20 protein-coding genes are annotated in these 22,294 nt (G+C 72.5%); 14 read left to right on the top strand and 6 right to left on the bottom strand.

Features of this window, described 5'->3' with window-relative positions; translation table 11 throughout:
- The coding region (locus VE614_RS05520) for a (Fe-S)-binding protein (RefSeq protein ID WP_324932897.1) at positions 1-1,580 on the bottom strand (1,580 nt) is incomplete at its 3' end.
- 447 nt (positions 1,581-2,027) lie between these two features.
- On the opposite strand from VE614_RS05520, the gene dnaK reads away from it, so the two are divergent.
- Positions 2,028-3,884: a molecular chaperone DnaK gene (gene dnaK, locus VE614_RS05515; RefSeq protein WP_324932894.1), complete on the top strand. Its 1,857-nt coding sequence runs from the start codon at positions 2,028-2,030 to the stop codon at positions 3,882-3,884.
- A gap of 241 nt (positions 3,885-4,125) precedes the next feature.
- Here dnaK and VE614_RS05510 read toward each other — a convergent pair whose 3' ends face one another.
- Entirely contained in the window at positions 4,126-5,028 is a 903-nt protein-coding gene (locus VE614_RS05510; RefSeq protein WP_324932891.1) for an NAD-dependent protein deacetylase, read from the bottom strand.
- A gap of 348 nt (positions 5,029-5,376) precedes the next feature.
- On the opposite strand from VE614_RS05510, the gene VE614_RS05505 reads away from it, so the two are divergent.
- Both VE614_RS05505 and VE614_RS05500 read left to right on the top strand, forming a co-directional pair.
- Complete coding sequence (locus VE614_RS05505) at positions 5,377-6,480, top strand: hypothetical protein (protein WP_324932888.1); 1,104 nt, start codon at positions 5,377-5,379, stop codon at positions 6,478-6,480.
- A 179-nt stretch (positions 6,481-6,659) separates the two neighbouring features.
- Positions 6,660-6,791 carry a hypothetical protein gene (locus VE614_RS05500; RefSeq protein WP_324932885.1) on the top strand — a complete coding sequence of 44 codons (132 nt, stop codon included), beginning with the start codon at positions 6,660-6,662 and terminating at the stop codon, positions 6,789-6,791.
- A 102-nt stretch (positions 6,792-6,893) separates the two neighbouring features.
- On the opposite strand, the gene VE614_RS05495 is transcribed toward VE614_RS05500, so the two are convergent.
- Positions 6,894-8,411, bottom strand: coding sequence for a PQQ-dependent sugar dehydrogenase (locus VE614_RS05495; protein WP_324932882.1), 1,518 nt, complete (start codon positions 8,409-8,411; stop codon positions 6,894-6,896).
- 797 nt (positions 8,412-9,208) lie between these two features.
- On the opposite strand from VE614_RS05495, the gene VE614_RS05490 reads away from it, so the two are divergent.
- Positions 9,209-10,276 carry a hypothetical protein gene (locus VE614_RS05490; RefSeq protein WP_324932880.1) on the top strand — a complete coding sequence of 356 codons (1,068 nt, stop codon included), beginning with the start codon at positions 9,209-9,211 and terminating at the stop codon, positions 10,274-10,276.
- A 436-nt stretch (positions 10,277-10,712) separates the two neighbouring features.
- Complete coding sequence (locus tag VE614_RS05485) at positions 10,713-12,842, top strand: cellulose binding domain-containing protein (RefSeq protein WP_324932876.1); 2,130 nt, start codon at positions 10,713-10,715, stop codon at positions 12,840-12,842.
- Between the two features lie 107 nt (positions 12,843-12,949).
- Here the strand turns inward: VE614_RS05485 and VE614_RS05480 are convergent, their stop codons facing one another.
- Complete coding sequence (locus VE614_RS05480; RefSeq protein ID WP_324932873.1) at positions 12,950-14,152, bottom strand: erythromycin esterase family protein; 1,203 nt, start codon at positions 14,150-14,152, stop codon at positions 12,950-12,952.
- Between the two features lie 58 nt (positions 14,153-14,210).
- Here VE614_RS05480 and VE614_RS05475 point away from each other — a divergent pair, with 58 nt between their 5' ends.
- The 8 genes from VE614_RS05475 to VE614_RS05440 all read left to right on the top strand — a co-directional run bounded on the left by VE614_RS05475 (position 14,211) and on the right by VE614_RS05440 (position 20,165).
- Positions 14,211-14,984 carry a TioE family transcriptional regulator gene (locus tag VE614_RS05475; RefSeq protein WP_324932870.1) on the top strand — a complete coding sequence of 258 codons (774 nt, stop codon included), beginning with the start codon at positions 14,211-14,213 and terminating at the stop codon, positions 14,982-14,984.
- Positions 14,985-15,048: 64 nt separating this feature from the next.
- The gene (locus VE614_RS05470; protein WP_324932867.1) at positions 15,049-15,201 is read left to right on the top strand and encodes a hypothetical protein; all 153 of its coding nucleotides are present in this window, start codon (positions 15,049-15,051) and stop codon (positions 15,199-15,201) included.
- 271 nt (positions 15,202-15,472) lie between these two features.
- Complete coding sequence (locus VE614_RS05465) at positions 15,473-15,640, top strand: hypothetical protein (RefSeq protein ID WP_324932864.1); 168 nt, start codon at positions 15,473-15,475, stop codon at positions 15,638-15,640.
- An 84-nt stretch (positions 15,641-15,724) separates the two neighbouring features.
- Positions 15,725-17,104 (top strand): APC family permease, encoded by a 1,380-nt coding sequence (locus VE614_RS05460; RefSeq protein WP_324932861.1) that lies wholly within the window; start codon positions 15,725-15,727, stop codon positions 17,102-17,104.
- Positions 17,105-17,269: 165 nt separating this feature from the next.
- Positions 17,270-17,818 carry a universal stress protein gene (locus VE614_RS05455; protein WP_324932857.1) on the top strand — a complete coding sequence of 183 codons (549 nt, stop codon included), beginning with the start codon at positions 17,270-17,272 and terminating at the stop codon, positions 17,816-17,818.
- A gap of 91 nt (positions 17,819-17,909) precedes the next feature.
- Positions 17,910-18,314, top strand: a complete 405-nt coding sequence (locus tag VE614_RS05450) for a hypothetical protein (protein WP_324932853.1) — start codon at positions 17,910-17,912, stop codon at positions 18,312-18,314.
- Between the two features lie 93 nt (positions 18,315-18,407).
- A complete protein-coding gene (locus VE614_RS05445; protein WP_324932850.1) occupies positions 18,408-18,761 on the top strand; it encodes an amphi-Trp domain-containing protein in 354 nt (117 codons plus the stop codon).
- 243 nt (positions 18,762-19,004) lie between these two features.
- Complete coding sequence (locus VE614_RS05440) at positions 19,005-20,165, top strand: glutamate--cysteine ligase (RefSeq protein WP_324932847.1); 1,161 nt, start codon at positions 19,005-19,007, stop codon at positions 20,163-20,165.
- A 4-nt stretch (positions 20,166-20,169) separates the two neighbouring features.
- On the opposite strand, the gene VE614_RS05435 is transcribed toward VE614_RS05440, so the two are convergent.
- Complete coding sequence (locus VE614_RS05435; protein WP_324932844.1) at positions 20,170-21,339, bottom strand: penicillin-binding transpeptidase domain-containing protein; 1,170 nt, start codon at positions 21,337-21,339, stop codon at positions 20,170-20,172.
- On the opposite strand from VE614_RS05435, the gene VE614_RS05430 reads away from it, so the two are divergent.
- Complete coding sequence (locus VE614_RS05430) at positions 21,338-21,940, top strand: hypothetical protein (protein WP_324932841.1); 603 nt, start codon at positions 21,338-21,340, stop codon at positions 21,938-21,940. The genes VE614_RS05435 and VE614_RS05430 overlap by 2 nt on opposite strands.
- Before the next feature lie 36 nt (positions 21,941-21,976).
- Here the strand turns inward: VE614_RS05430 and VE614_RS05425 are convergent, their stop codons facing one another.
- Positions 21,977-22,168, bottom strand: a complete 192-nt coding sequence (locus VE614_RS05425) for a hypothetical protein (protein ID WP_324932837.1) — start codon at positions 22,166-22,168, stop codon at positions 21,977-21,979.
- Positions 22,169-22,294: the final 126 nt, after the last annotated feature.

The following is a 22,294-nucleotide window of genomic DNA, read 5'->3' as shown; positions in this document are numbered from 1 at the left end:
GGGTCGCCCGAGCACGTCTCGCCCGAGCCGAGCACGGCGAACTCCACGCCGGCGGTGTGCAGCAGCTCCGCGACGGCCTTGGTGACCTTCTTGGCGCGGTCGTCGATGGCGCCGGCGCAGCCGACCCAGAACAGGTACTCGACGTCGTGGGGCAGCGGGCCGTCGGCCTGCCGGACCTCGAAGTCCAGCTCCTTGATCCAGTCCTCGCGGGTGCTGGGGCTGACGCCCCACGGGTTGCCGCGGTTCTCCAGGTTGCGCAGCATGACGCCGGCCTCGGAGGGGAAGCTGGACTCGATGAGCACCTGGTAGCGGCGCATGTCCATGATGTGGTCGACGTGCTCGATGTCGACCGGGCACTGCTCGACGCACGCGCCGCAGCTGGTGCAGCTCCACAGCACGTCGGGGTCGATGACCCCGCCCTCCTCGAGGGTGCCGACCAGCGGGCGGTTGGCCTGCGCGTCGTTGGTGCCCTCGATGCGGGCGTAGCCCGACGCCCAGACCTGCTCGTCACTCGGCTTGAGGACGTCGTAGTCCGGCGCGGTCTCGCTCGCCGTCTTCTCGCCGAGCAGGTACGGGGCCTTGGCGTACAGGTGGTCCCGCAGGTCCATCACCACCATCTTGGGAGACAGCGGCTTGCCCGTGTTCCACGCCGGGCACTGGCTCTGGCACCGCCCGCACTCGGTGCAGGTGGTGAAGTCCAGCATCCCCTTCCAGGTGAAGTCCTCGACCTTGCCGCGGCCGAAGGTCGCGTCCTCGTCGGGGTCCTCGAAGTCGATCGGCTCGCCACCGGAGGTCATCGGCTGCAGCGGGCCCAGCGCGACGCTGCCGTCGTCCTCCCGCTTGAAGTAGATGTTGGGGAAGGCGCTGAACCGGTGCCAGGCCACGCCCATGTTGAGGATCCGGCTGATCACGACCAGCCAGGCCAGCGAGACGACGATCTTGACGAACGCGACGACGCTGAGCAGGTCGGGGCTGTCGGGCAGCACGGTGGCGACCAGGCCGGAGACCGGGTGGGACCAGGCCGGGGCGTCGGTGAGGCCGGAGGAGATCTTCAGCGCGCGGATCAGCAGGATGCAGACGCCGACGGTCAGGACGACGGCCTCGACGAAGTAGCCGCGGCCCTCGTTGGAGCCGGCGAAGCGGCTGGTGCGGCCCTGGCGGCGCGGGTGGTCCCTCTGGCGGCGGTAGATCAGGTACAGGATCCCGAGGATGGTGCCGGCGCCGATGACGTCGGCGAAGAGGTTCCACAGGCCCCACTCGCCGATCAGCGGCAGGTGGAAGGCCGGGTCCCAGACCTCACCGAAGGCCTCGACCAGGGTGAGGAACAGGCCGTAGAAGCCCAGGAAGACGAACCAGTGGGCGACGCCGATCGACGACCACTTGAGCATCCGGGTGTGCCCGAGCGACTCCACGACCAGGGTCTTCAGCCGCGGACCGACCGGGCCGGTGCGGGTGCCGTCCGGCTGGCCGGTGCGGATGATGCGGACCATGGCGCGGACCGCGCGGTAGGCCATCACCGAGGCCACGATCAAGAAGAGGACGCTGATCGTCCCGAGGACGACCTGCAGCGGGCCCGTCATGCTTTCCTCCCCGGACGCCTGCGAGGCGTCGGTCGATCCCCCGCCCGCCACGACGGCGGGTGGACTCGCCGCCGTCCGACGGACCGTGCCCGGGCTCCTGCGCCCGCGCGCGTCGGACGATAGCTGTCGGCCGCACAGGCTACTCGCCGGTAACCCCCTTGCCGCCCCGCCCGACCCGCGGGCTGTGGTCCAAGGCCGTCGGCCCGTGCGCGCCGTGTGGTGGCCGCCCACACCGCGTACCGCGTGGACGGCCACCACACGGCGCGTCCCGACCCGACGGACGCGAGGACGGCGGTCACGACAGAACTCCGCGACACCCGGGAACACCGTCGCGCGGGGTGCCGTTAGGGTGGGCAGGAAAGTTGAGTGGACCCCGCGCAAGGCGCCCACCGACTCCCCACCCGGACCAGTACCACCCGCAGAACACACGGAAGAGAGGCCAGCTCCATGGCTCGAGCGGTCGGTATCGACCTCGGCACCACCAACTCCGTCGTCACCGTCCTCGAGGGCGGCGAGCCGACGGTCATCGCCAACTCCGAGGGCTCGCGCACCTCCCCCTCGGTCGTCGCCTTCGCCAAGAACGGGGAGGTCCTCGTCGGCCAGTCGGCCAAGAACCAGGCGGTCACCAACGTCGACCGCACCATCCGCAGCGTCAAGCGGCACATGGGCACCGACTGGAAGTCGCCGGAGATCGACGGCAAGAAGTACACCCCGCAGGAGATCAGCGCGCGCATCCTGCAGAAGCTCAAGCGGGACGCCGAGACCTACCTGGGCGAGCCGGTGACCGACGCGGTCATCACCGTCCCGGCCTACTTCGAGGACGCGCAGCGCCAGGCCACCAAGGAGGCCGGCGAGGTTGCGGGCCTCAACGTCCTGCGCATCGTCAACGAGCCGACCGCGGCCGCGCTGGCCTACGGCCTGGACAAGGGCGAGACCGAGCAGACGATCCTCGTCTTCGACCTCGGTGGTGGCACCTTCGACGTCTCCCTGCTGGAGATCGGCGAGGGCGTCATCGAGGTGAAGGCCACCGCCGGTGACAACCACCTCGGTGGTGACGACTGGGACGAGCGGGTCGTCAAGCACCTGGTGCAGACCTTCAACGCCCAGAGCGGCATCGACCTGTCCAAGGACAAGCTGGCCATGCAGCGGCTCCGCGAGGCCGCCGAGAAGGCCAAGATCGAGCTGTCGGGCGCGCAGTCGACCAACGTCAACCTGCCCTACATCACCCTCGGCGAGTCCGGACCCCTCCACCTGGAGGAGAAGCTGACCCGCTCGGAGTTTCAGCGGCTCACCTCCGACCTGCTCGACCGTACCCGCGCCCCGTTCAACCAGGTGATCAAGGACGCGAACATCTCGGTGCGCGACATCGACCACGTCGTGCTCGTCGGCGGCTCGACCCGCATGCCGGCGGTCTCCGACCTGGTCCGCGAGCTCACCGGCGGCAAGGAGCCCAACAAGGGCGTCAACCCGGACGAGGTCGTCGCCGTCGGCGCAAGCCTGCAGGCGGGCGTGCTCAGGGGCGAGGTCAAGGACGTCCTGCTCCTCGACGTCACCCCGCTGTCCCTCGGCATCGAGACCAAGGGCGGCATCATGACCAAGCTGATCGAGCGCAACACCACGATCCCCACCCGGCGTTCGGAGATCTTCACCACCGCCGAGGACAACCAGCCCTCGGTGACGGTGCAGGTCTACCAGGGCGAACGGGAGATCGCGGCGTACAACAAGAAGCTCGGCATGTTCGAGCTGACCGGCATCGCCCCGGCGCCGCGCGGGGTGCCGCAGATCGAGGTCGCCTTCGACATCGACGCCAACGGCATCATGCACGTCTCCGCCAAGGACCTGGGGACCGGCAAGGAACAGAAGATGACGGTGACCGGCGGCTCCGCGCTGCCCAAGGACGACATCGACCGCATGGTCCGCGAGGCCGAGCAGCACGCCGAGGAGGACCGCCGGCGGCGCGAGGCGGCGGAGACCCGCAACCAGGGCGAGCAGCTCGTCTACTCGACCGAGAAGCTGATCAAGGACAACGCCGACCGGATCCCGGCCGACGCCAGGAGTGAGACGGAGACGGCGCTGGCCGACCTGAAGGAGCAACTGAAGGGAGAGGACGCGCCGGCGATCCGGCAGGCGATCGACCGTACCGCGCAGGCCGCGCAGAAGATCGGCACGGCCCTCTACGAGAAGTCCCGGGCCGAGCAGCCGGCGGGCGCGGCCGGGGCGTCGGCGGACGGCACGGCCGGTGGGTCCGACGACGACGTGGTGGACGCCGAGATCGTCGACGACGACAAGTCGGACGCCGTCTGAGGGCGACCGGGAGCGGGCCGGAGAGCGACTCGACTGTGCCTCTACGCGGTGACGAACCGGCCCGCACGGTGTGAACCGCTGAACGATGCCGCGTTCGACAGGTGTACGCCGCGCGACCGGTCACCCGGTGGGGCGTAGGCCACCGCCCGACCGGTCACCCGGTGGTGCGTAGGCCGCCGCGTCGATCCCCCCAGCATGCCGGGCAGTGCGAGCGCGGCGTACGAGCCGAGCCGGTACTGGCTCAAGCGGTATCCGCCTCGCTGTCCAGCAGGATGCCCAGTCGGCCGGCCACGGTCGTGAGGGCCGGTCCCAGGGGGAGCGCCACCCGGGTGAGGGCGTGCCGGTCGCCGCGGGTCGGGTCCCGGTTGACGATCAGCACCGGCCTCCCGGCGTGGGCCGCCTGGCGGACGAACCGGAGCCCGGACATCACCGTCAGCGAGGAGCCGAGGACCAGCAGCGAGGTCGCCTCCCGGACCAGCTCGCGGCAGTGCTCGACCCGTCGCGGCGGAACGGCTTCGCCGAAGAACACCACGTCCGGCTTGAGGATGCCGCCGCAGACCGCGCAGGGCACCACCCGGAAGTCCCCGACCTGCTCGTCCGTGAGGTCGGCGTCACCGTCCGGGTTGATCCCCGCGGCCACCGGCGCGAAGCCCGGGTTGGCGGCCTCCAGCCGCCTGGCCAGTTCGTGGCGGGGGCTCACGTCGCCGCAGGACAGGCAGACGACCCGGGCCAGATTTCCGTGGAGTTCCACGACGCCCTCGCTGCCGGCTGCCTGGTGCAGGCCGTCGACGTTCTGGGTGATCACACCCGAGAGCAGGCCGTGCCGCCCGAACGCTGCCACGGCGCGGTGCCCGGCATTGGGGCGGGCGCGGCCGAAGGTGCGCCAGCCGAGGTGGCTGCGCGCCCAGTAGCGGCGCCGTGCCGCGGTGCCGGCGGTGAAGTCCTGGTACGTCATCGGGGTGTGCCGGCTCAGGCTCCCGCCCTCGCCCCGGTAGTCGGGGATGCCCGACTCCGTGGAGATGCCCGCCCCGCTGAGCACCAGCACACCGCCGGTGCTCAGCACGTCGGCGACGGGCTCCAGGTCCGTGGTGCCCGGCGGCAGGTCCTCGGTGGGGGTCCAGCTCAGAGTGGGGCGCATGCGCATGCCGCCAGGGTACGGAAGCCGACGACGGCAGGGGGATCCAGTCGGAGCGGGCCCTCTCGCCGATCAGTTGGTGCGGGGTCACCGGTCAGTGACGTGCACGGTAGGGCGAACCCCCGGTGAGTCGGGGTGCCTCCTCCAGTGCGGGGACAGGTGCCCGGCGGCCAGGCTGGATCCATGATCAATCGATTGCGTACGAGAGTTCTGCCGGGGGCGGTCGCTCTGGGATGCGCCGCCACCCTTCTGATGGCGGCGGGGCCGGCACGGGCCGGCACGACGGCCGGTGCCTTACGGCCGGCCGTTGCCGGGGAGCGCGGACCGGCCGCGGAGCGGGCATGGCGCGGCACGGTCGTGTCCGTCACGGAAGTGGAGGACTTGTCGGCCGGTGAGGTCGACGCACGGCTGACCGCGGCCGGGATCACCGCTGCCGCGGCCGCCACCCACGGGGTGCTGGCCTACCGGGTCGTCTACCGCACCATCGATCCTGAGGGCAGGCCCACCACGGCCAGTCAGCTCGTCGCCGTCCCGAAGGACGCTCACCACGAGGGAACGGGCAGCGAACGGCTGCGCGTCGTCTCCTGGCTGCACGGCACCAGCGTCTTCCGCGGCGATGTGGCGTCCGTGAAGGCGTCGTCGACCGACCGCGCCGCCGCCCTGATGTTCGCCGGTTCCGGGCGGACGGTGTCGGCGCCGGACTACCTCGGCCTCGGTGAGGGCCCCGGTTACCACCCGTACGGTCACCCGGGGGCCACCGTGTCCGCCTCGGTCGACGCGCTGCGCGCCGCCCGGACGATCGCCCAGCGGCACGGCCGTGTCCTCGACCGGCGTGTGCAGGTCAGTGGCTTCTCCCAGGGCGGGCCCGCCACGATGATGCTCGGCAGGGCACTCCAGCGGGGCATGGACCCGTACTTCCGGGTCGGTGCGCTGGCCCCGATCGCCGGGCCGTTCGACCTGAGCGGTTTCGAAGCGGGCGCGGCGGCGGACGAGGTGGCCAACGCCCCGCTCTATCTGGCCTACTTCACCACGGCGTGGCAGAAGATGTACGGGCTGTACGACGAGCCGGGTGAGGCGTTCCGGGCCCCGTACGACCAGGTGGTGGAGGGCCTGTTCGACGGGCACCACACCCCGGGGCAGATCGCCGCGGCGCTGCCGCGCACCTCGCGGGAGCTGTTCACCGAAGCGTTCCTGGAGAGGATGCGGAACCCGTCCGGTGAGCTGCGGCAGCGGCTGCACGTGCTGGACACGACCTGCGACTGGCGGCCGGAGGTGCCGGTGCACCTCTACCACGCGTCCGGCGACGCCGACGTGAGGTACTCGAACGCCCTGCACTGTGAGCGGCAGTTGGCGGACCACCGCGCCGTGCGGCGGCTCACCGACGTCGGAGACGTCGATCACAACGGATCGGTGCGCAAGGCGCTGCCGCTGGTCCTGGCCCAGTTCGGCGACACCGGCTGAGCGGCGTCCAGGCGGGCGACCGAGTTCTGTCACGACGATCGTCATGCTGTTCGCCGTGGACGGACGGCGGGCAGCCTGTCGCTGCTGGTCTCGTCGCCGACCATGCTGGTCGCCTTCGCCGCTACAGCCGGGACGGCGGCTTCGCGGTCCTCGGCGCCCACCTCCGTTTCGTGCTGGTGATGGCCGGAGGCTCGATCGCCGGTGCGGCGCTCGGCGGCCTGCTGCTGGGGGCGCTCCCGGAGCCGGTCCTCATTGCCGCCCTGGCCGTGATCCTCCTCGTCTCGGCGGCCAGGCTCGCACGTCACGACTGAGACCCGGACAAGGGCGGAACCGTACGGACGGCCCGCCCCTGCCGACAGGGCGTGCGGGAGCGCTCCCATGAGCCGGGGGCGCGCTCTCCGTCTCGGTGAGGCTCAGCGGCCGACGGCGCAGGCATCGCCGTTCAGCATGAACCGCGCAGGCGCCGAGGCGTCACCGGTGTGGTGGGCGACGTATCCGAGGGTGACGCTCGCGCCGGGCGAGATCGTGGCGTTGTACGGGGCGTTGCCCGCCGTGACGGTGTTGCTCCCCTGGGTGAGGTCCGTGTTCCAGTCGGAGACGACCGTCTGCCCGAGGGCCAGCGGGAATTCGAGGGTCCAGCCGTTCACCGGGGTGCCGCCGGTGTTGGTGACGGTGAGGTCGACCGTCGTACCGGTGCCCCAGGATCGCACGGTGCGGTCGACGCGGCAGGTGGGCTCCTCCCGTTCGAACGACACCCGGTGCAGTCCGCCGGGCAGGTCGTTCACCACGTAGAACTCGCCTTCGGCCGTGGTGCCGATCGACGTCACCTGTGTGGGCATCTCCCCGATCTCGGCCTGTTCGTAGCCGCCCCTGCCGTCCGGCCGGAGCGCCCAGACCGTGGACGAGCAGTAGTCGGTGGCGATGTAGGTGCCGCCCACCAGGCCGGCGTACTGCGAGCCCCGGTAGACGTGACCGCCGATGACCGAACAGCCGCCGGTGTAGGGGGAGTAGGTGAAGACCGGCTTCGTGTAGTTCTCGCCGGGCGGGCAGGTGCCGCCCTCGAACTTCTCCAGGCCCTCATAGCAGGACCAGCCCAGGTTCGCGCCGCCCCTCCCGGGCGCGAGACGGTCGACCTCCTCCCAGCGGCCCTGGCCGACGTCGCCGATCCACATCGAGCCGTCGGCGCTGTCGAAGGAGAACCGCCACGGGTTGCGCAGCCCGTACAGCCAGATCTCCGGGCGCGCGCCGGCGGTGCCGACGAAGGGGTTGTCCGCGGGGACGCAGTACGCGAGCGTGCCGCAGGTGCGGCTGACGTCGATGCGGAGGATCTTGCCCAGCAGGGTGTCCAGGCGCTGCCCGGCGCGCAGCGGGTCCGCGGAACCGCCGCCGTCGCCGATGCTCCAGTACAGATTGCCGTCGGGGCCGAAGGCGAGCTGACCGCCGTTGTGGTTGCTGTACTCGGCGTGCTCCTGCGAGAGCAGGACCTCCAGCCGCGACGCGTCGAGCCGGTAGCGGGCGAGTGTGACCGCGCCGTCGGGCAGCGCGGTGTAGGCCAGGTAGACGTCCTGGCTCTCGGCGAAGTCGGGCGGCAGGGCGATGCCGAGCAGGCCGCGCTCATTGCCCGATTCGTCGATGGCCGAGGTGATGTCGATCAGCGGCGTCCGGGCGAGACCGGTGTCCGGGTGGTAGACGCGGACGGTGCCGGGCTTCTCCGTGATGAACAGGCGACCGGTGCCGTCGTCGGGGGCGGCGAGCGCGGTGGGCCGCCTCAGCCCGTAGGCGACCTGAGTGGTGGTCGCGCTGAGCGACGGCAGGGGCACCGTCGACGTGGTGTCCGCCGCCGCCGCGCGGGACGCGGCGGCAGGCAGTGGGGCGAGCAGGGTCAGCAGGAAGACGAGCACAAGGGGGCAGGTCCAGTGGTGTCGTAACATGTCGGCTCCAGGAGCGAGGGCGCTTGCACGGCGGTTGCGCTTCCTTGGATCACAGCGCGATCGGGCCGCGACTCCGCCGGCCTCACCGGTCACGAGCGACCACGGGCGGGGGAGCGCGGGGCAGGCACCGGCCGAGCCGAACCGCCCGATTCCTACGGGCCCAACGGGCCGAGCGGGCCGAGTCGACGAATCCCTCACGATGCGCTGTCCGCGACGGTATCCGCTCCCGCCTTCGTCACACCAGGCCCGTACGGCAACTTCCGGCTGTCCCGGCGATGGCTTCCCGGGGCCGGTCGGCGCGCTGGAGGCGCGCAGAGCACGCCGGTCGGCACACAAAAAGCTCGGGACTATATGTGGCTAATCGAGGCTTTTAGCTTGCAATTGGATATTCTGTCTGAATTCCAGTCGTTGACTCATCGGATGAAAGGCCCTCAAAGGAGCGAGTAACCGAGCGGTAGAGGGGTGAAGATGGGTAACAGGAGGGTGGTCCGCTTGTTGGTGACCAGTTTGGTGGTGGTTTCGTCCGCCCTGGTCGCCCTGGCCGCCGCATGGGGCACGCGGTCCGCAGGAGCCGGCTGGCCCGAGGTATTCCAGCATGCTGGAACCACATTCGGTGGCACCGTAGGGGTGTGCGCTGCTCTGGTCGCCCTGTACCGGGCTCTCGGTGGCGCCGATCAGTAGCCGCTACGGCGCGGACAAGACGACGAGTTCTCCACCGGCCCCCGGGAACCGCCGAAGCGCCCCTCCCACTCTCTGAGTGCGAATCGGCTTGTCGAACGCGCACGCAGGGGGTTGTTGTGAGCCAGGTGCTCTATGGCGAGCGGTCGTGGAACCCGCTGGCGCGAACCGTTGAGCTGACGGGGTACGGGCTGCGCAGAGGCGGCAGGACCACGCCGTTGCACGAGCTGAACCTCGCTGCCATGGCCGAGGCCTTCCAGCGCGGCCACTGGCTCGGAGGCGGCGGGACGGAGCGTCCGCTGGAGCGACTGGCGGCCGGGCCCGGGCTCGTGCCGGTGACCCGGCTCACCGGCACGACCAAGCCGATGAAGGTGCGACGGGCCGCGGAGTTCGCCCGCGCGCTGGGGGAGTTGGCGGTACGGCACTGCGGCGGTCCCGAGCAGGTGACCGCCCTGGCGGTCCGGGCCCGGGCCGAAGGCGTACCGCTGTGGATCGCGCGCCGGTTCGCGCCGGGGCCCGCGGGGCCCATCGCCGTCGCCGTCGACCGGAACCTGGTGCGGGTGGACGTGTGGGGCCCGGACGCTCCCGTCGTACGGATACGGGCGCCGTACGGCTTCCATCGCGGTGGGGACGATCCGTCCCGCGGGCTGCGTGTGACGGTCGGCGACGTCGCGGCGGAGCTGCGCTTCGGGATGAAGCGGCGCAAGTCCAAGCGGCGTGTGACGGTCCGACTGCCCGGACAGACCTGGGAGTTGCGGCGGGAGAGCGCGACGAGCTCATGGCTGCTGCGCGACGAACGGCGAGTCGCGCTCCTGACGCGCCCCCGGGGGCGCCCGGAGCCCGAGCCCGGCAGTGTCCTGGTGCCGCTGACCCCGGTGCGTTACGAGAGCCCCGACCCGCTGGACGCCGTCATGGCCCAGGCCTTCGCGGTGGCCTTCGGAATCGGGGACACCACAGGAGAGGCTCGGTTCCGGGCCGAGCGGCGCAGGGCCGGCGTGGGGGAGCCGATCGCCTCCGGCGAACGGTGGGACCGCCCCTGGTTCAGCAACCTCGGGAGGGGGCGGGACGACAACGAGCCCGGCGGCGCCGACGGCTGGGGCGCGGACGGTGGCGACGGCGGGGACTCCGGCGGGGGAGACGGTGGAGGCGGTGGCGGTGGTGACGGCGGTGGCGGCGGCGGTGACTGAGTCGCGTTGCGGGAGGCCGTGAAGCAGCGGTGGAGCGAGCGTCTTGCGGACGTCGGCGTGGGTCGCTGAGGGAAGCGGGTGCCGACGGCGTCGCGGCGCTCGTTTCCCCGGGCCGATGTCCGGGTGCGTCCGGTGCGTTGACAGGACGTCGCGCCATCCCCATCATGGGAGCGCTCCCACCGGCGGGGCCGGCCGTCGCCCGCACGTGCACGACCGCGGCGCGTCCACGCCCCGCCCCCACCGCTCGCCCCGCACGCCGCATTCACGCACCGCCCTGAGCGCGCCCCCGCCCCGCCCCGAGCGCACCGCACCCCGCACCGTTTCCGTGCCACCGGCGTGGAGGGTCCCGGCGCCGCGCCGTCGCCCCGCCACATACGGCGGCACGGTCCGGCTCCCGCCGTCAGCCGTGGCACCGGAACTCCCAGGGAGGACCCGCATGCCAGCCCTGCACAGGACCGGCCGGCCGGCCGGTACCGGCCTTCGCCCCCTCGCGCGCACCGCGGCCGTGCTGGCCGCCGCGCTCGCCCTGCTGTCCCCGCCGGGCGCCGCCGGTCCCGCGTCGGCCGCGGCACAGGCGGCCCCGGCCGCGGACGCCACCGTCCGGGTCAACACGCAGGCGGCGCTGGGCCGGCTCTCCGACGTGGCCCGGGGCGTCAACGCTGCCATCTGGGACTCGCACATGAACGACCCCGAGGTCGCCGCGCTGATGAAGGCGGCCGACGTCGGGGCGATGCGCTATCCCGGCGGCTCGTACGCGGACATGTACCACTGGGAGACACACACGGCACCCGGCGGGTACGTCGCCCCGGGCACCGGCTTCGACGCCTTCATGGGCACCGTCCGCGCCACCGGGGCGCAGCCGATCCTGATCGCCAACTACGGTTCCGGCACGCCCGAGGAGGCCGCCGGCTGGGTCCGCTACGCCAACGTCACCAAGGACTACGACGCCAAGTACTGGGAGATAGGCAACGAGATCTACGGCAACGGCCACTACGGCAGCGGCTGGGAGCACGACGAGCACGAGGACAAGAGCCCGCGGGAGTACGCCCGCCAGGTCCGCGCCTACGCCACGGCCATGAAGGCCGTCGACCCGACCATCAAGATCGGCGCGGTCCTCACCACTCCGGGCCACTGGCCGGACGGCGTCGTCGGCGAAGGCGATCCGGGCGACTGGAACCACACCGTACTCTCCCAAGTCACCGATGTCGTCGACTTCGTGAGCGTTCACTGGTACGCGGGCGGCTCCGACACCACCGCCCAGGACGCCATGACCCGGCTGGCCAGGCTGCCCGGCGAACTGCGGGAGGTGCGCAACCAGATCGACCGGTACGCGGGCGCCGGCTCACCACGCATCGGCATCGCCCTCACCGAGATCAACACCAACACCGGCGGAGCCCGGCTCACCGCCCGCCCCAACGGCCTGTTCGCCGCCGACGCGTTCATGACGGCACTGGAGAACGGCGTGTTCAACGTCGACTGGTGGAACACCCACAACGGCGCGGGGCAGATCACCACGGTCGACGGTGAGACCGACTACGGCGACATGGGGATGCTGTCCAGCGGCGCCTGCACCGGCGACATCTGCGAACCGGCGCCGAACACGCCGTTCCACCCCTACTACGGCATGAAGATGACCAGCGAACTCGGCACCGCCGGCGACACCATGGTCGCCGCCGCGTCCGCCACGCAGGACGTCTCGGCACACGCCGTGCACCGTCGCGACGGGCGTCTGAGCGTCCTGCTCATCAACAAGAACCCGGACGCCGCGCGGACCGTGGACCTCGAGTACGCGGGCTTCGTCCCCTCCACCGCCGCACCCGAGGTGAGCCGCTACGCGCGCGGCGACAACGACATCACCGAAGTCACCGGCGGGGCGGCGTCCGCCTCCCGGGTCACCGTGCCGCCGTACGCGATGCTCACCGTCACCCTCACCCCCCAACCCGGCACCGGGCCCGGAGCCTCGGCCGCCGGAACCCCGGGCCCCCCGAAGCTGGAGGCGGTGACCGACACCACCGCGCGCCTGTCCTGGGAAGGCGCACAGGGCGCCGCCCGCTACCTGGTCCAGGAGCGCGACGGCGCCCACACCCACCTGGTCGGAGAGACCACCGGCACGTCCGTGATCCTGCGGAACCTGCCCCCGGGCAGCACTCACACGGTCAACGTGCTGGCCGCCGACGCCTCCGGACGGCTCTCCGCCCCGTCCACTCCGCTGACCTTCACCACCGGCACCCCCTCGGACGCCGCCTGCGCGGTGACGTACCACCGGGACACGAGCTGGGGCAACGGCTTCGTGGCCACGATCACCGTCCGCAACCTCTCGGACACCCCGATCACCGGCTGGACCGTGGACTGGGACTGGCCGACCGGCCGTCAGTCGGTGTCCTCCGGCTGGAACGCCACGTTCCACCAGACCGGCCGGCACGTACGGGTGACCGCCCCCGAGGGCGCGGGTCCGCTGGCCCCGGACGGCGCGTCGACGGCCTCGTTCGGATTCGTCGGCGCCAACGACGGACCCAACCCGGACCCGACGGCCTTCCGCCTCAACGGCACCGTCTGCTCGACGTGAGAGCGACGCCGCAGGAAATCGGAGGTCATCACGTGGTGGGCGGTTTCCAGCACGGCCCGGAACCGGGACCAGACGTGCGCCCGCAGCCGCCGTACGCTCGCCCAGCGCTAGCGCTGCGGCACGTCCTTGACGAACACGATGCCGTCGCTGTCCGCCAGGCGGGCCGGGTCGAGCGGGGCGTAGCCGAACCAAGGGGATACGCGGGGCGCGGGCGGGGTGTCCCCGAAGGCGGTGGCCAGCCGCGGGGCGTCGATGAGGCAGCGGTCCTCCGGAAGGGCGTACAGGAGTCCTTCGAGGGTGTCCGGCGGCGGTGTGTCCACTCCCCGGTGCCGGATCGTGCCGAGGGCCATGGCCACGAAGGCGTACTCCTCGCCGAGTTCGGCATGCGCGAGCGCACCGGCGCTCCACCATCTCACCGGCTTGCCGCCCATCCGCATCGTGCTCTGCGCCCGCTGGAGGTGGGAGTTGTGGGCGTAGACGAATGCCGGGCCGCGAGCGGCGAGGGCGAGGAGGTTGCGGGCCATCATCTGGTCGCGCACGCCCACCAGCCGGGCGATGCGGCCCGGTGAGGTGTCGGCCATCCAGTGGTGGTAGCGCAGCAGGCCGGTCGCGGTGCGCCCGTACAGCCGCGCCCGGTCCCAGTCGTCCGGCGAGGCCGCCGCGAGCAGGTGCGGCATCTGCTCGTCGAGCAGCGCCACCAGATCGTCCGCGAGCAGCCGCAGTTCCCTCGCCTCGGCCGACTGCCCCACGGACCGGGCCGGGTCCCGCATCGCGGCGGGGTCGGTCCACCGGGTGTCGGAGCCGAGCAGGCGGTCGAGCGTTTCCGTGGTGCAGGGGAGCAGGTCCGCGTCCACGCGGGCCGCGAGGTAGCCGTGGAGTGCGGTGAGGGCCTGCCGGGGGCTCGCGGCGGCGGTGATCTCCAGCGGGCCGTCGAAACCGGCGAAGCGGACCTGTTCGGCCGCGGGGCGGCCTTCGTTGTGGTCACGCATCCAGCGCACGAGGTCGCGGTTGGCCGGGTGCGCGTGCCACCCGTGGCTGATTCCGCGCTCCACCGCCTCGTCGAGGGTGCCCGTGCCCCCGGTGACGTAGTCGTCCACGACCAGGCCCATCAAGCAGTCGCTCTCGATCGCGATCGTCCGGTACCCCTCCTGCCCGACGAGCTGCCGGAACAGTTCGTTGCGCAGTTCGAGCAGCGTGTCCTCGCCGTGGGTGGGCTCGCCCAGAGCGAGCAGCCGAGGCCGGGCGGGCAGCAGCCGCATGAGGGCGGCAGCGTCGACGGTACGGGCGGTGTCCTTGATGTCGGATGCCATGCCTTCAACGCTATCGTTGAACCTTCGGTTGAAACTTTGCCGCGATATCGTCGGCGTCATGGAGCGCAACCTTCAAAGCGGCGAGCGGCTCAGGCCGGTCGATCTGGCGCGTGCGCACGGTCTGTCCACGCAGGCGATCAGGAACTACGAGGCGGCCGGCATCCTCCCGGCCGCCGCTCGCACACCCCACGGCTACCGCACCTATACGCCGCTGCACGCGGCCGCCCTGCGCGCGTTCCTCGCCCTGCTGCCCGGTCACGGCCACCAGACGGCGTCGGCGATCATGCAAGCCGTGAACCGGGACGCGGTCGACGAGGCGTTCCGCCTCATCGACGAGAGCCACGCCCAACTCCTCGATGACCGGCGGACCCTTCAGGCCGTCGAGAACGCCCTGCGCGACCTGGAGCCGACCATGGTGGCGAAGCGGGGTGCGGGGCCCGAACCGGTCGCGGTGTCCGGGTCCGGGGCGGGGCCCGGGTCCGGGTCCGGCGGGACATTCATCGGGCCGCTGGCGGGGAAGCTCGGCATCCGGCCCGCGACGCTGCGCAAGTGGGAGCGCGCCGGGCTGGTGCGCCCGCGCCGCGACCCGCTCACCGGATACCGCGTCTACGACGAGGCCGATGTACGCGACGCCCGGCTGGCCCACCAGCTCAGGCGGGGCGGCCATCTGCTGGAGCAGATCGCGCCGCTGATCGCCCAAGTCCGCGCGGCCGGAGGGCTGGAGCCGCTGGAGGGCGCCCTGCGCGACTGGCGCGGCCGGCTGTCCGACCGCGCGCGGGCGATGCTGACCGGGGCCGCGGAGCTGGAGGCGTACCTCCGCGACCGCGGATGAGCTGCGGCCGTCGCCGGCCGAGCAGCCCCTTGCCGGCCGGCGGGTCGGCACTGCTGCTGCCCTCGTGGTCCGAACGGCGGGCGGACGCGACTACGTGGTCACCGTCGACGACTCGACCACCGGAGCCGCGCTGCTCAACGGCTTGGTGAACCGGGACGCGAACGCGACCAGCGATGCCGCTCCGGGTGCTTCCCGGCTCGCCCGTGCCGCTGGGTGAGCACACCGATCAAGACCTGACCCTGGTCCACAGCAGCCTGACCGGCGCGCCCGCCGCCACGGACGGAACGCCTCCGGCCTGACCCTTCACCAGGGGTTGTCGTTCTTCCGGTCCCGCGTGGCGGTGCCTGCGACGTGACCTGAGCGGCCGAACGGCGTGCGGCCCGCTGCCGCGCTCGGCGAGCCGTCGGCCGGGCCGCGTGTCAGGCTGGCCTGAGGGTGGCCCGGCGTGTCCGCGCGCGGGCCGCGACCTGAGCGATGGGAGGCAGGCCGTGGACCAGATCGGTGACAAGCCGGAGGAAGTGCGCGAGAACCTGGAGAAGCAGCGGGCGCGGGCCGGGAAGAAGCCGCCGCTGCGGGCCGCGGAACGCCAGGGCGAAAAACCGGGGGAGGGCGAGGCGGCGCGGGAGGAGGCCGACCGCTCGGCGGAGGACCGCTAGCGGCTGCCGCTGTCTTTCGGGGTCCGGGAATCATGCGTCCGGGAATCACGCGTGACTCCCGCGTCGCGGGGGAGACGAGTCGACATGTCGACGGTAAGAGAGCAGCAGCCGGCGGCCGCCTCGGGCGGCCCGGCGCTCAAGAAGGCCCTGACCACCCCCTTGCTGTACTTCTTCATCCTCGGGGACGTCCTGGGCGCCGGGGTGTACGTGCTGGTCGGCCAGGTCGCCGCCGACGCGGGCGGCGCCGTGTGGGTACCGCTGGTCGTCGCCCTGCTGCTGGCCATGCTGACCGCGGCCTCCTACGCCGAGCTGGCCACGAAGTACCAGCGGGCGGGCGGGGCCGCCCACTATGCCACGCGGGCGTTCGGCCCGTTCGCCGGTTTCCTCGCGGGCTTCTGCATGCTCGCCGCCGGCATCGTCTCCGTCGCCGCCCTGGCCCGAGGCTTCGGCGGCGACTACCTGTCGGCCTTCGTGACCCTGCCCGTGGGCCTGGTCGCCGTCGTGTTCCTCGCCCTGCTGGCCCTCCTCAACGCACGCGGCATCCGGGAGTCGATGCGCGCGAACGTCGTCGCCACCGTCGTCGAGGTCGGCGGACTGCTGATCATCGTCGCCCTCGGCGCGTGGCTGCTGGCGCGCGGCGACGGCGACCCCGCGCGGCTCACCCGGCTCGGCACCGCGGACAAGGGGGCCGCCGCCGCCGTCCTCAGCGGCTCCGTCCTCGCGTACTACTCCTTCGTCGGGTTCGAGACGTCCGTGAACGTCGCCGAGGAGACCCGCGACCCGCGCCGCTCCTACCCCCGCGCTCTCTTCGGTGCCCTGGCCACCGCCGGGGCCGTCTACGTGCTGGTGGGAATCGCTGCCTCGGCGGCCGTGCCGACGGACCGGCTCGCCGCCTCCAGCGGTCCGCTCCTGGAGGTCGTCAGGGAAGCGGGCGGAGTGCCCCTGCTCCTCTTCAGCGCCATCGCGCTCATCGCCGTCGCCAACGGCGCCCTCCTCACCGGCATCATGGCCTCCCGGCTCGCCTACGGCATGGCCCGCGACGGCCTGCTCCCCTCGCCCCTGGCCAAGGTGCTGCCGGGTCGTCGTACGCCCTGGGCCGCCATCGCCGCCACCACCGTGCCGGCCATGGTCCTCGCCCTGACCGGCAGCGTCGCCGTCCTGGCGTCCACGCTGGTCCTGCTGCTGATCGTGGTCTTCTTCATGGTCAACATCGCCGTGCTCGTCCTGCGCCGCGATCCCGGCACGGAACAGCACTTCCGGGCACCGACCGTGCTGCCGGTGCTGGGCGCGGCCTCATGCGTGCTGCTCGCCACCCAGATCGAGGGCCCGGTGTGGCTGCGCGGCCTGGTCGTCCTGGCGGTCGGCGCGCTGCTCGGCACGGTGGCGGCGGTACGGCGCGGCAGGCGCCGGGCCGAGCCGACGGCGGCCGAACACGGCGACGGGGCCGCTCCCGCGGAACACTGAAGACGTCGGGCAGGTGCCAAGACCCCGGGCTCGGGGTATCCGCAGGCTCCGGAGCACAGGCGAGATGGAGGCGGTGTCGAGAGGGATCGCCGACCGGGGTCTGCCGGTTGCGTACGCGGAGCGGTGAGCGCCCTGTTCGAGCCCCGGCCGTCCTCGGGGGCCCGCGTGGCAGTGGGAGTGAGCGGCTCGCTGGGAAGTCTCACCGCCCTGGCCCGAGCGGCCGCGGAGGCCCGGCGGCGCGGGGCCGAACTGTGGCCGGTGCTGGTCCGGGAACCACCTGGCGGGGAACTGTCCGCCCGCAGGACGACGGCCGCGGCCGTGCTGGCGGAGGACTGGGAGCGGCCGGCCCGGGAGCGACTGCGCACAGCGCTGTCCGACGTGTTCGGCAGCCCGCACTTCGGACTGCCCGGGCAAGCACTGCTGGTCCGGGGGACGCCGGGGCCGACGCTGGTGCGGATCGCGGACCGGGAGGACGACGTCCTCGTGGTCGGTGCCGGGGGGCGTGGCCGGCTGCGTCGCGCGCTGTGGCCATCGGTGAGCCGCTACTGTCTCGCCCGGGCCGGCTGCCCCGTCCTCGCCGTACCCCCCTCTCCGCTCCAGCCGACGCCGGCGGCGGTGCGCCGCCGGAACGCCTGGGGGCTGCGGCTGGACACCGGGTCGCTCGAGCGGGAGTTCGACATCGTGCCGCGACACCGTCCCGGGCCGGTGGCATAGCGTGGAGCACCATTCGGCGTGACGGATCGTCGCCCTAGGATTCTTCCTGGTGAAGAAGGGTGTCGGTGGCGGGACATGACGGTGGCAGGACATGGGTGACGCAGGCGCTGGTGCTGACGATCGCGGACGGGGCGGCGCCGTGGGGCCGCGGGTGCTGTGCGACGTGGACTCGCTGTCGGCGGACCCCGCCACCGCGGGCGGGGCGCTGTGGCGGTTGGCCGAGCCGGGGCGGCAGCTCGACGCCAATCTGATCCGCATCCCGCCCGAGGGCCGCATCACGCCCCATGTCGAGCCGGAACTGGACGTGCTGGTGCTGGTGGTCGCGGGCAGCGGCACGCTCGGCACCGAGCCGCCGCAGCCGCTCACCACGGGCAGCCTGGTGTGGATCCCGAGGGGCGCCGTCCGGAGTCTGGCCGCCGGCGGTGAGGGCCTGTCGTACGTGACCGTCCACCGCCGCCGACCCGGCATGCAGATCAAGACCCGGCCGTCCGCCTGAGCGAGATGCCGCGTCTCCGAGGCAGCGTGAGAATGGTGGTGGCCTCCTGTGCGCCCCGTTCCCCTCCCATTCTTCTGCGGTACGGAGGAATCCGTGAAGGACCTGAGATTCGAGCACAAGCGCTCGCTGTCCCGCACCGAAGCCGCCGACCAGCTCGCGGCCCTCGCCCAGGCGCTCAGGGAGGGCGGGGAAGCCGAGCTGGAGCTGGGCTCCGGAGTGCTGAGCCTGCGGATCCCCGACGAACTGAGCAGCGAGGTGGAACTCGAGGTCGGGGGCGGCGAGGTCCAGCTGGAGGTCGAGCTGACGTGGCCGACCGGCCGGGCTCCCGCGGCCGGTGCCGCGGGGGAGCCGGAGTCGGCGCCCGCCAAACCGGCCGCGCGGCCCGCGCGGAGCCGGAAGACCGCAGCGGCCGCCAGGACCAGGCGCTCCACCGCGAAGCGCGCGTAGGACGCGGCGGTGCCTCCCGGTCGACGCACGTCTCGTCACCCCGCCCGGGCAACCGGGACCCACTCGGCGGCCCGGCCGGACCGCCGCTGCTGAGCGATGGCGGGCTCACACTTCGACGCTCTCGCCGGGGAGGAGCCGCGCAATCACCGTCTCCTCTCCCGGCACGCCTGCCCCTCTCGTCATGCGAGATCCCTGCGAAATACGTACTTCCGGCACCTCAGCCCGGGTGTCAGGCTGATCCCCATGAGGAGTGGAGAAGGCGGAACAGGGCCTGTCACCATCGGAGTCGAGGAAGAGTATCTGCTGGTGGATCCGGTCTCCCGGCAGGTGAGCACGGAAGCCGACAAGGTCGTCGCCTCCGCGGCCGCGGAACTCGGCGACCGGGTCACCACCGAGATCACCCGCTACCAGATCGAGGTGCGCACCGACCCCCACACCAGCCTCACCGACCTGGCCGACCAGCTCATGGAAACACGCAACGCCGTCGCGCGCGCAGCAGCCGGGCTCGGCCTGCGCATCGTCTCCAGCGGAACCCCCGTGCTCGGCCAGCACATTCCCACGCCCATTTCCCCGGGCTCACGCTACGCGCAGAGCGTCGCCACGTTCCGCGCCCTGGACGACGAGCAGAGCGCTTGCGCCTGCCACGTCCACGTCGGCGTCCCCGACGAGACCACAGCCCTGCTCCTGAGCAACCATCTCCGCCCCTGGCTCCCCGTGCTCATCGCCCTGACCGCCAACTCGCCCTACTGGAACGCCCAGGACACCGGATACGCGAGCTGGCGCACCATGACATGGTGCCGATGGCCCGTGGCCGGACCGCCTCCCTACTTCGAATCCCGCGCGCATTTCCAGGACTTGGTCGGCAGCCTCGCCCGTGCCGGCGCCCTCATCGACCGCGGCGGTCTCTACTGGGACATCCGCCCCTCCCATCACGTGCCCACCCTGGAAGTCCGGATCGCCGACGCCGCGCCCACCGTCGCCGACACCGTTCTCCTCGCCGGCTGCGTCAAGGGACTGGCCACCACCGCGCTCTCCGCCATCCGCCAGGCGCGGCCCGCCCCCCGCCCCCGACCGGAGATGCTGAGGGCCGCCTGCTGGCGCGCCGCCCGTGACGGCCTGAGCGGCGACACGGCCGACCCTCACACCGGGCGGCTGGAACCCGCGCGTACGCACGTCGAACGCCTCTGGAGGGCGTTGCCACCCGCTTTGAGCGCGGAGGAGGGCACGTTACTGGACGCCGCACAGGCACGTCTTCGCGCGCAGGGGAACGGCGCCCATCGACAACGAGCCGCCTATCGCCGACGGCAACACCTTCCCGACGTCGTCGACCACCTCATCCAGACCGTCACCGACCCGTGCGGCGGTACGTCGGACGCCGTCGCCAGCCGGCCTGCTCCGGGGTGACCTCTCAGTTCAGGGCAGCGGTCATCCGGTGGGTCACCCGGGCGGCCGCCGCCGGGTCGGCGTCCGCGACCCGCGCGGCGATCGCGACCGTACGGCCGTCGCCCGTGCGGGCGTAGGCAAGGGACCAGGACAGCGGCGTGCCGTCCGCGTCCTCGGCCGGGACCCAGGTGCCCGCGGCGCGGACAGCGGGCAGGAGCGCGGCTGCCGTCCCCTCCGAGACCGCCCGGGCGGCCGGCTTCTCCACCTGGGCCACCAGCCGCGGGGTCACCAGCCGCCCGCCGTCGGCGAGGGCGGCGGCGACCCGGGCCATCTGGAGGGGCGTGGCGGTGACCGTGCCATCCGTGTCGTACGTGCTCGACGCGGTACGCAGCGGGACGAAGAGCTCGCGGTCGTCGAACCCGAAGGCGCGCGCCGTCTCACGGATCCTGCCGGTGCCGAGCGCGTCCGCCATCGCGGCGAACACGTCACCGCACGCGTCGGCCAGGCTCTCGCGGATGGACGCGCCCGCGCAGTCGCCGCTGCCGCCGGCCCGTGTCGGCTCGTCGGCACTCCGGTAGAGCCCGTGCTCCAGGGCCGCCGCGGCGATCACCAGGTCGAACGTCCCGCCCGGCGCCGTCGCGTCCCGGAGGGCGCGGTTGTGCAGGGGCTCGCCGCTGTCCTGGTTCAGCTTCTCCCAGGCCTCCGCGTCGGCCGGGAGACGGCCGCTGAAAGTGCCCGGGTCGTAGGAGGGTGTGCTGACCACCGCGAGCAGGTCCCCGGTGGCGGCGTCGAGCGCGACGGCCGCGCCCCGGTCTTCACCGAGTGCGGTGAACGCCGCCTGCTGTACGACGGGTTCGATGGTGGTGACCACGTCCGTGCCCTCGGACAGGGCGGAGTCGTACACGGACTCCAGGCCCGCCCGCCCGAAGGCCAGGGAGCGGTAGCCGGTGACGGGCGCGTACAACGCGCCGTCGCTGTACGTCCGTTGCCACGGAATCTTCTTCAGTCCGCTGGGTTCGCTGCCCGTGACGGGGCGGCCGGCCACGACGATGTCGCCGAGGCCTCGGACCGAGCGCTGGGTCGAGGCCGGTTGCCCGCCCGGAGCCCCGGGTGTCTCCTCCGGTCCACCGCCGCACCCGGCGAGCAGGACGAGCAGCGTGGTCACGGTGAGCGGGTTGCGGATCGTGGAACGCATGAAGATCACTCTAGGCAACGCCGGGATGCTGTGCCGCCGTTCGGACCACCGCGACGAACCGCCGGAAGCAGTAAGCGGGCGTGCCTTCGCCGACCAGGGCGCCTTCCGTCTCCGCCTGCCCGCATCGGCGACCCCGCTGGCGGATCTTCCCGCCCCGATCGAGGGAACCGCAGGTGCAGCGGTTGCCGTAGCGGCGTCAAGTGGCGCCACACGTGGCAACACCACTCGTGCGGACCCGCGTCAGGGTCCAGCCACGCCCACCGGCCGCATCCCTGACCACGTCGGCGCGTTCAGTCCGTCCGGCCCTTCGTGGTCGTCACGTCCTGCCTGCGCCACCAGGACGGGCCGCGGCGTCGTTGAGGGCGACTGCGAGATCGCTGCGCTGGTCCAGCGGCCGGCTCATCCGGCGTCCGATCGACACCGATCCGCTTTTGAACCGCTGGCGCTGATCTGCGGGCCCCTGCGCGGCATTCCCTTCTGGTGGTCGCTGATCGACATGTCCTTCGGGGTCTTCGGAGTGATCCCGCTCCACGTCGTGCGGCGCGACATCAAGCGGCTGGCGGCCCTGTCGCCGACCCCCTGGACGGCGCCCGCGACCTGACGGCGACACGGGGGCCGGCACCTGGCCGGCCCCCGCCTACGGTGCCGTACTGCCGCAAGCCCGCAGCGCGGCCCGGTGCGCGGGCCGACGATGTCGTCGGCCCGCGAGGCCGTGGTCGTGCCGGAAGGCCCCGATGACCCGCCCGGCCTGGATGCCGAACACCTCCTCCGCAGCGGGGACGTCGTAACCCGCAGCGCCGCGCCGCAGCAGACACGGGATCTCCTCCACGGGCCGCCCGGCGGACCCCCTGGCGGTCGTCGCGCTGCCCCCGTAAGGCGGACGCTCGCCACGGCGGGCGGCGACCGGACGGGTCCGTCTGCGCGGAGACATGGAAGGCGTCAACGTCCTGGCGGT

Source organism: Streptomyces sp. (assembly GCF_035645055.1).
Lineage (GTDB): Bacteria > Actinomycetota > Actinomycetes > Streptomycetales > Streptomycetaceae > Streptomyces.
The sequence above is the reverse complement of the archived record's forward strand: the minus strand, read 5'-3'. Positions and strand labels throughout refer to the sequence as shown.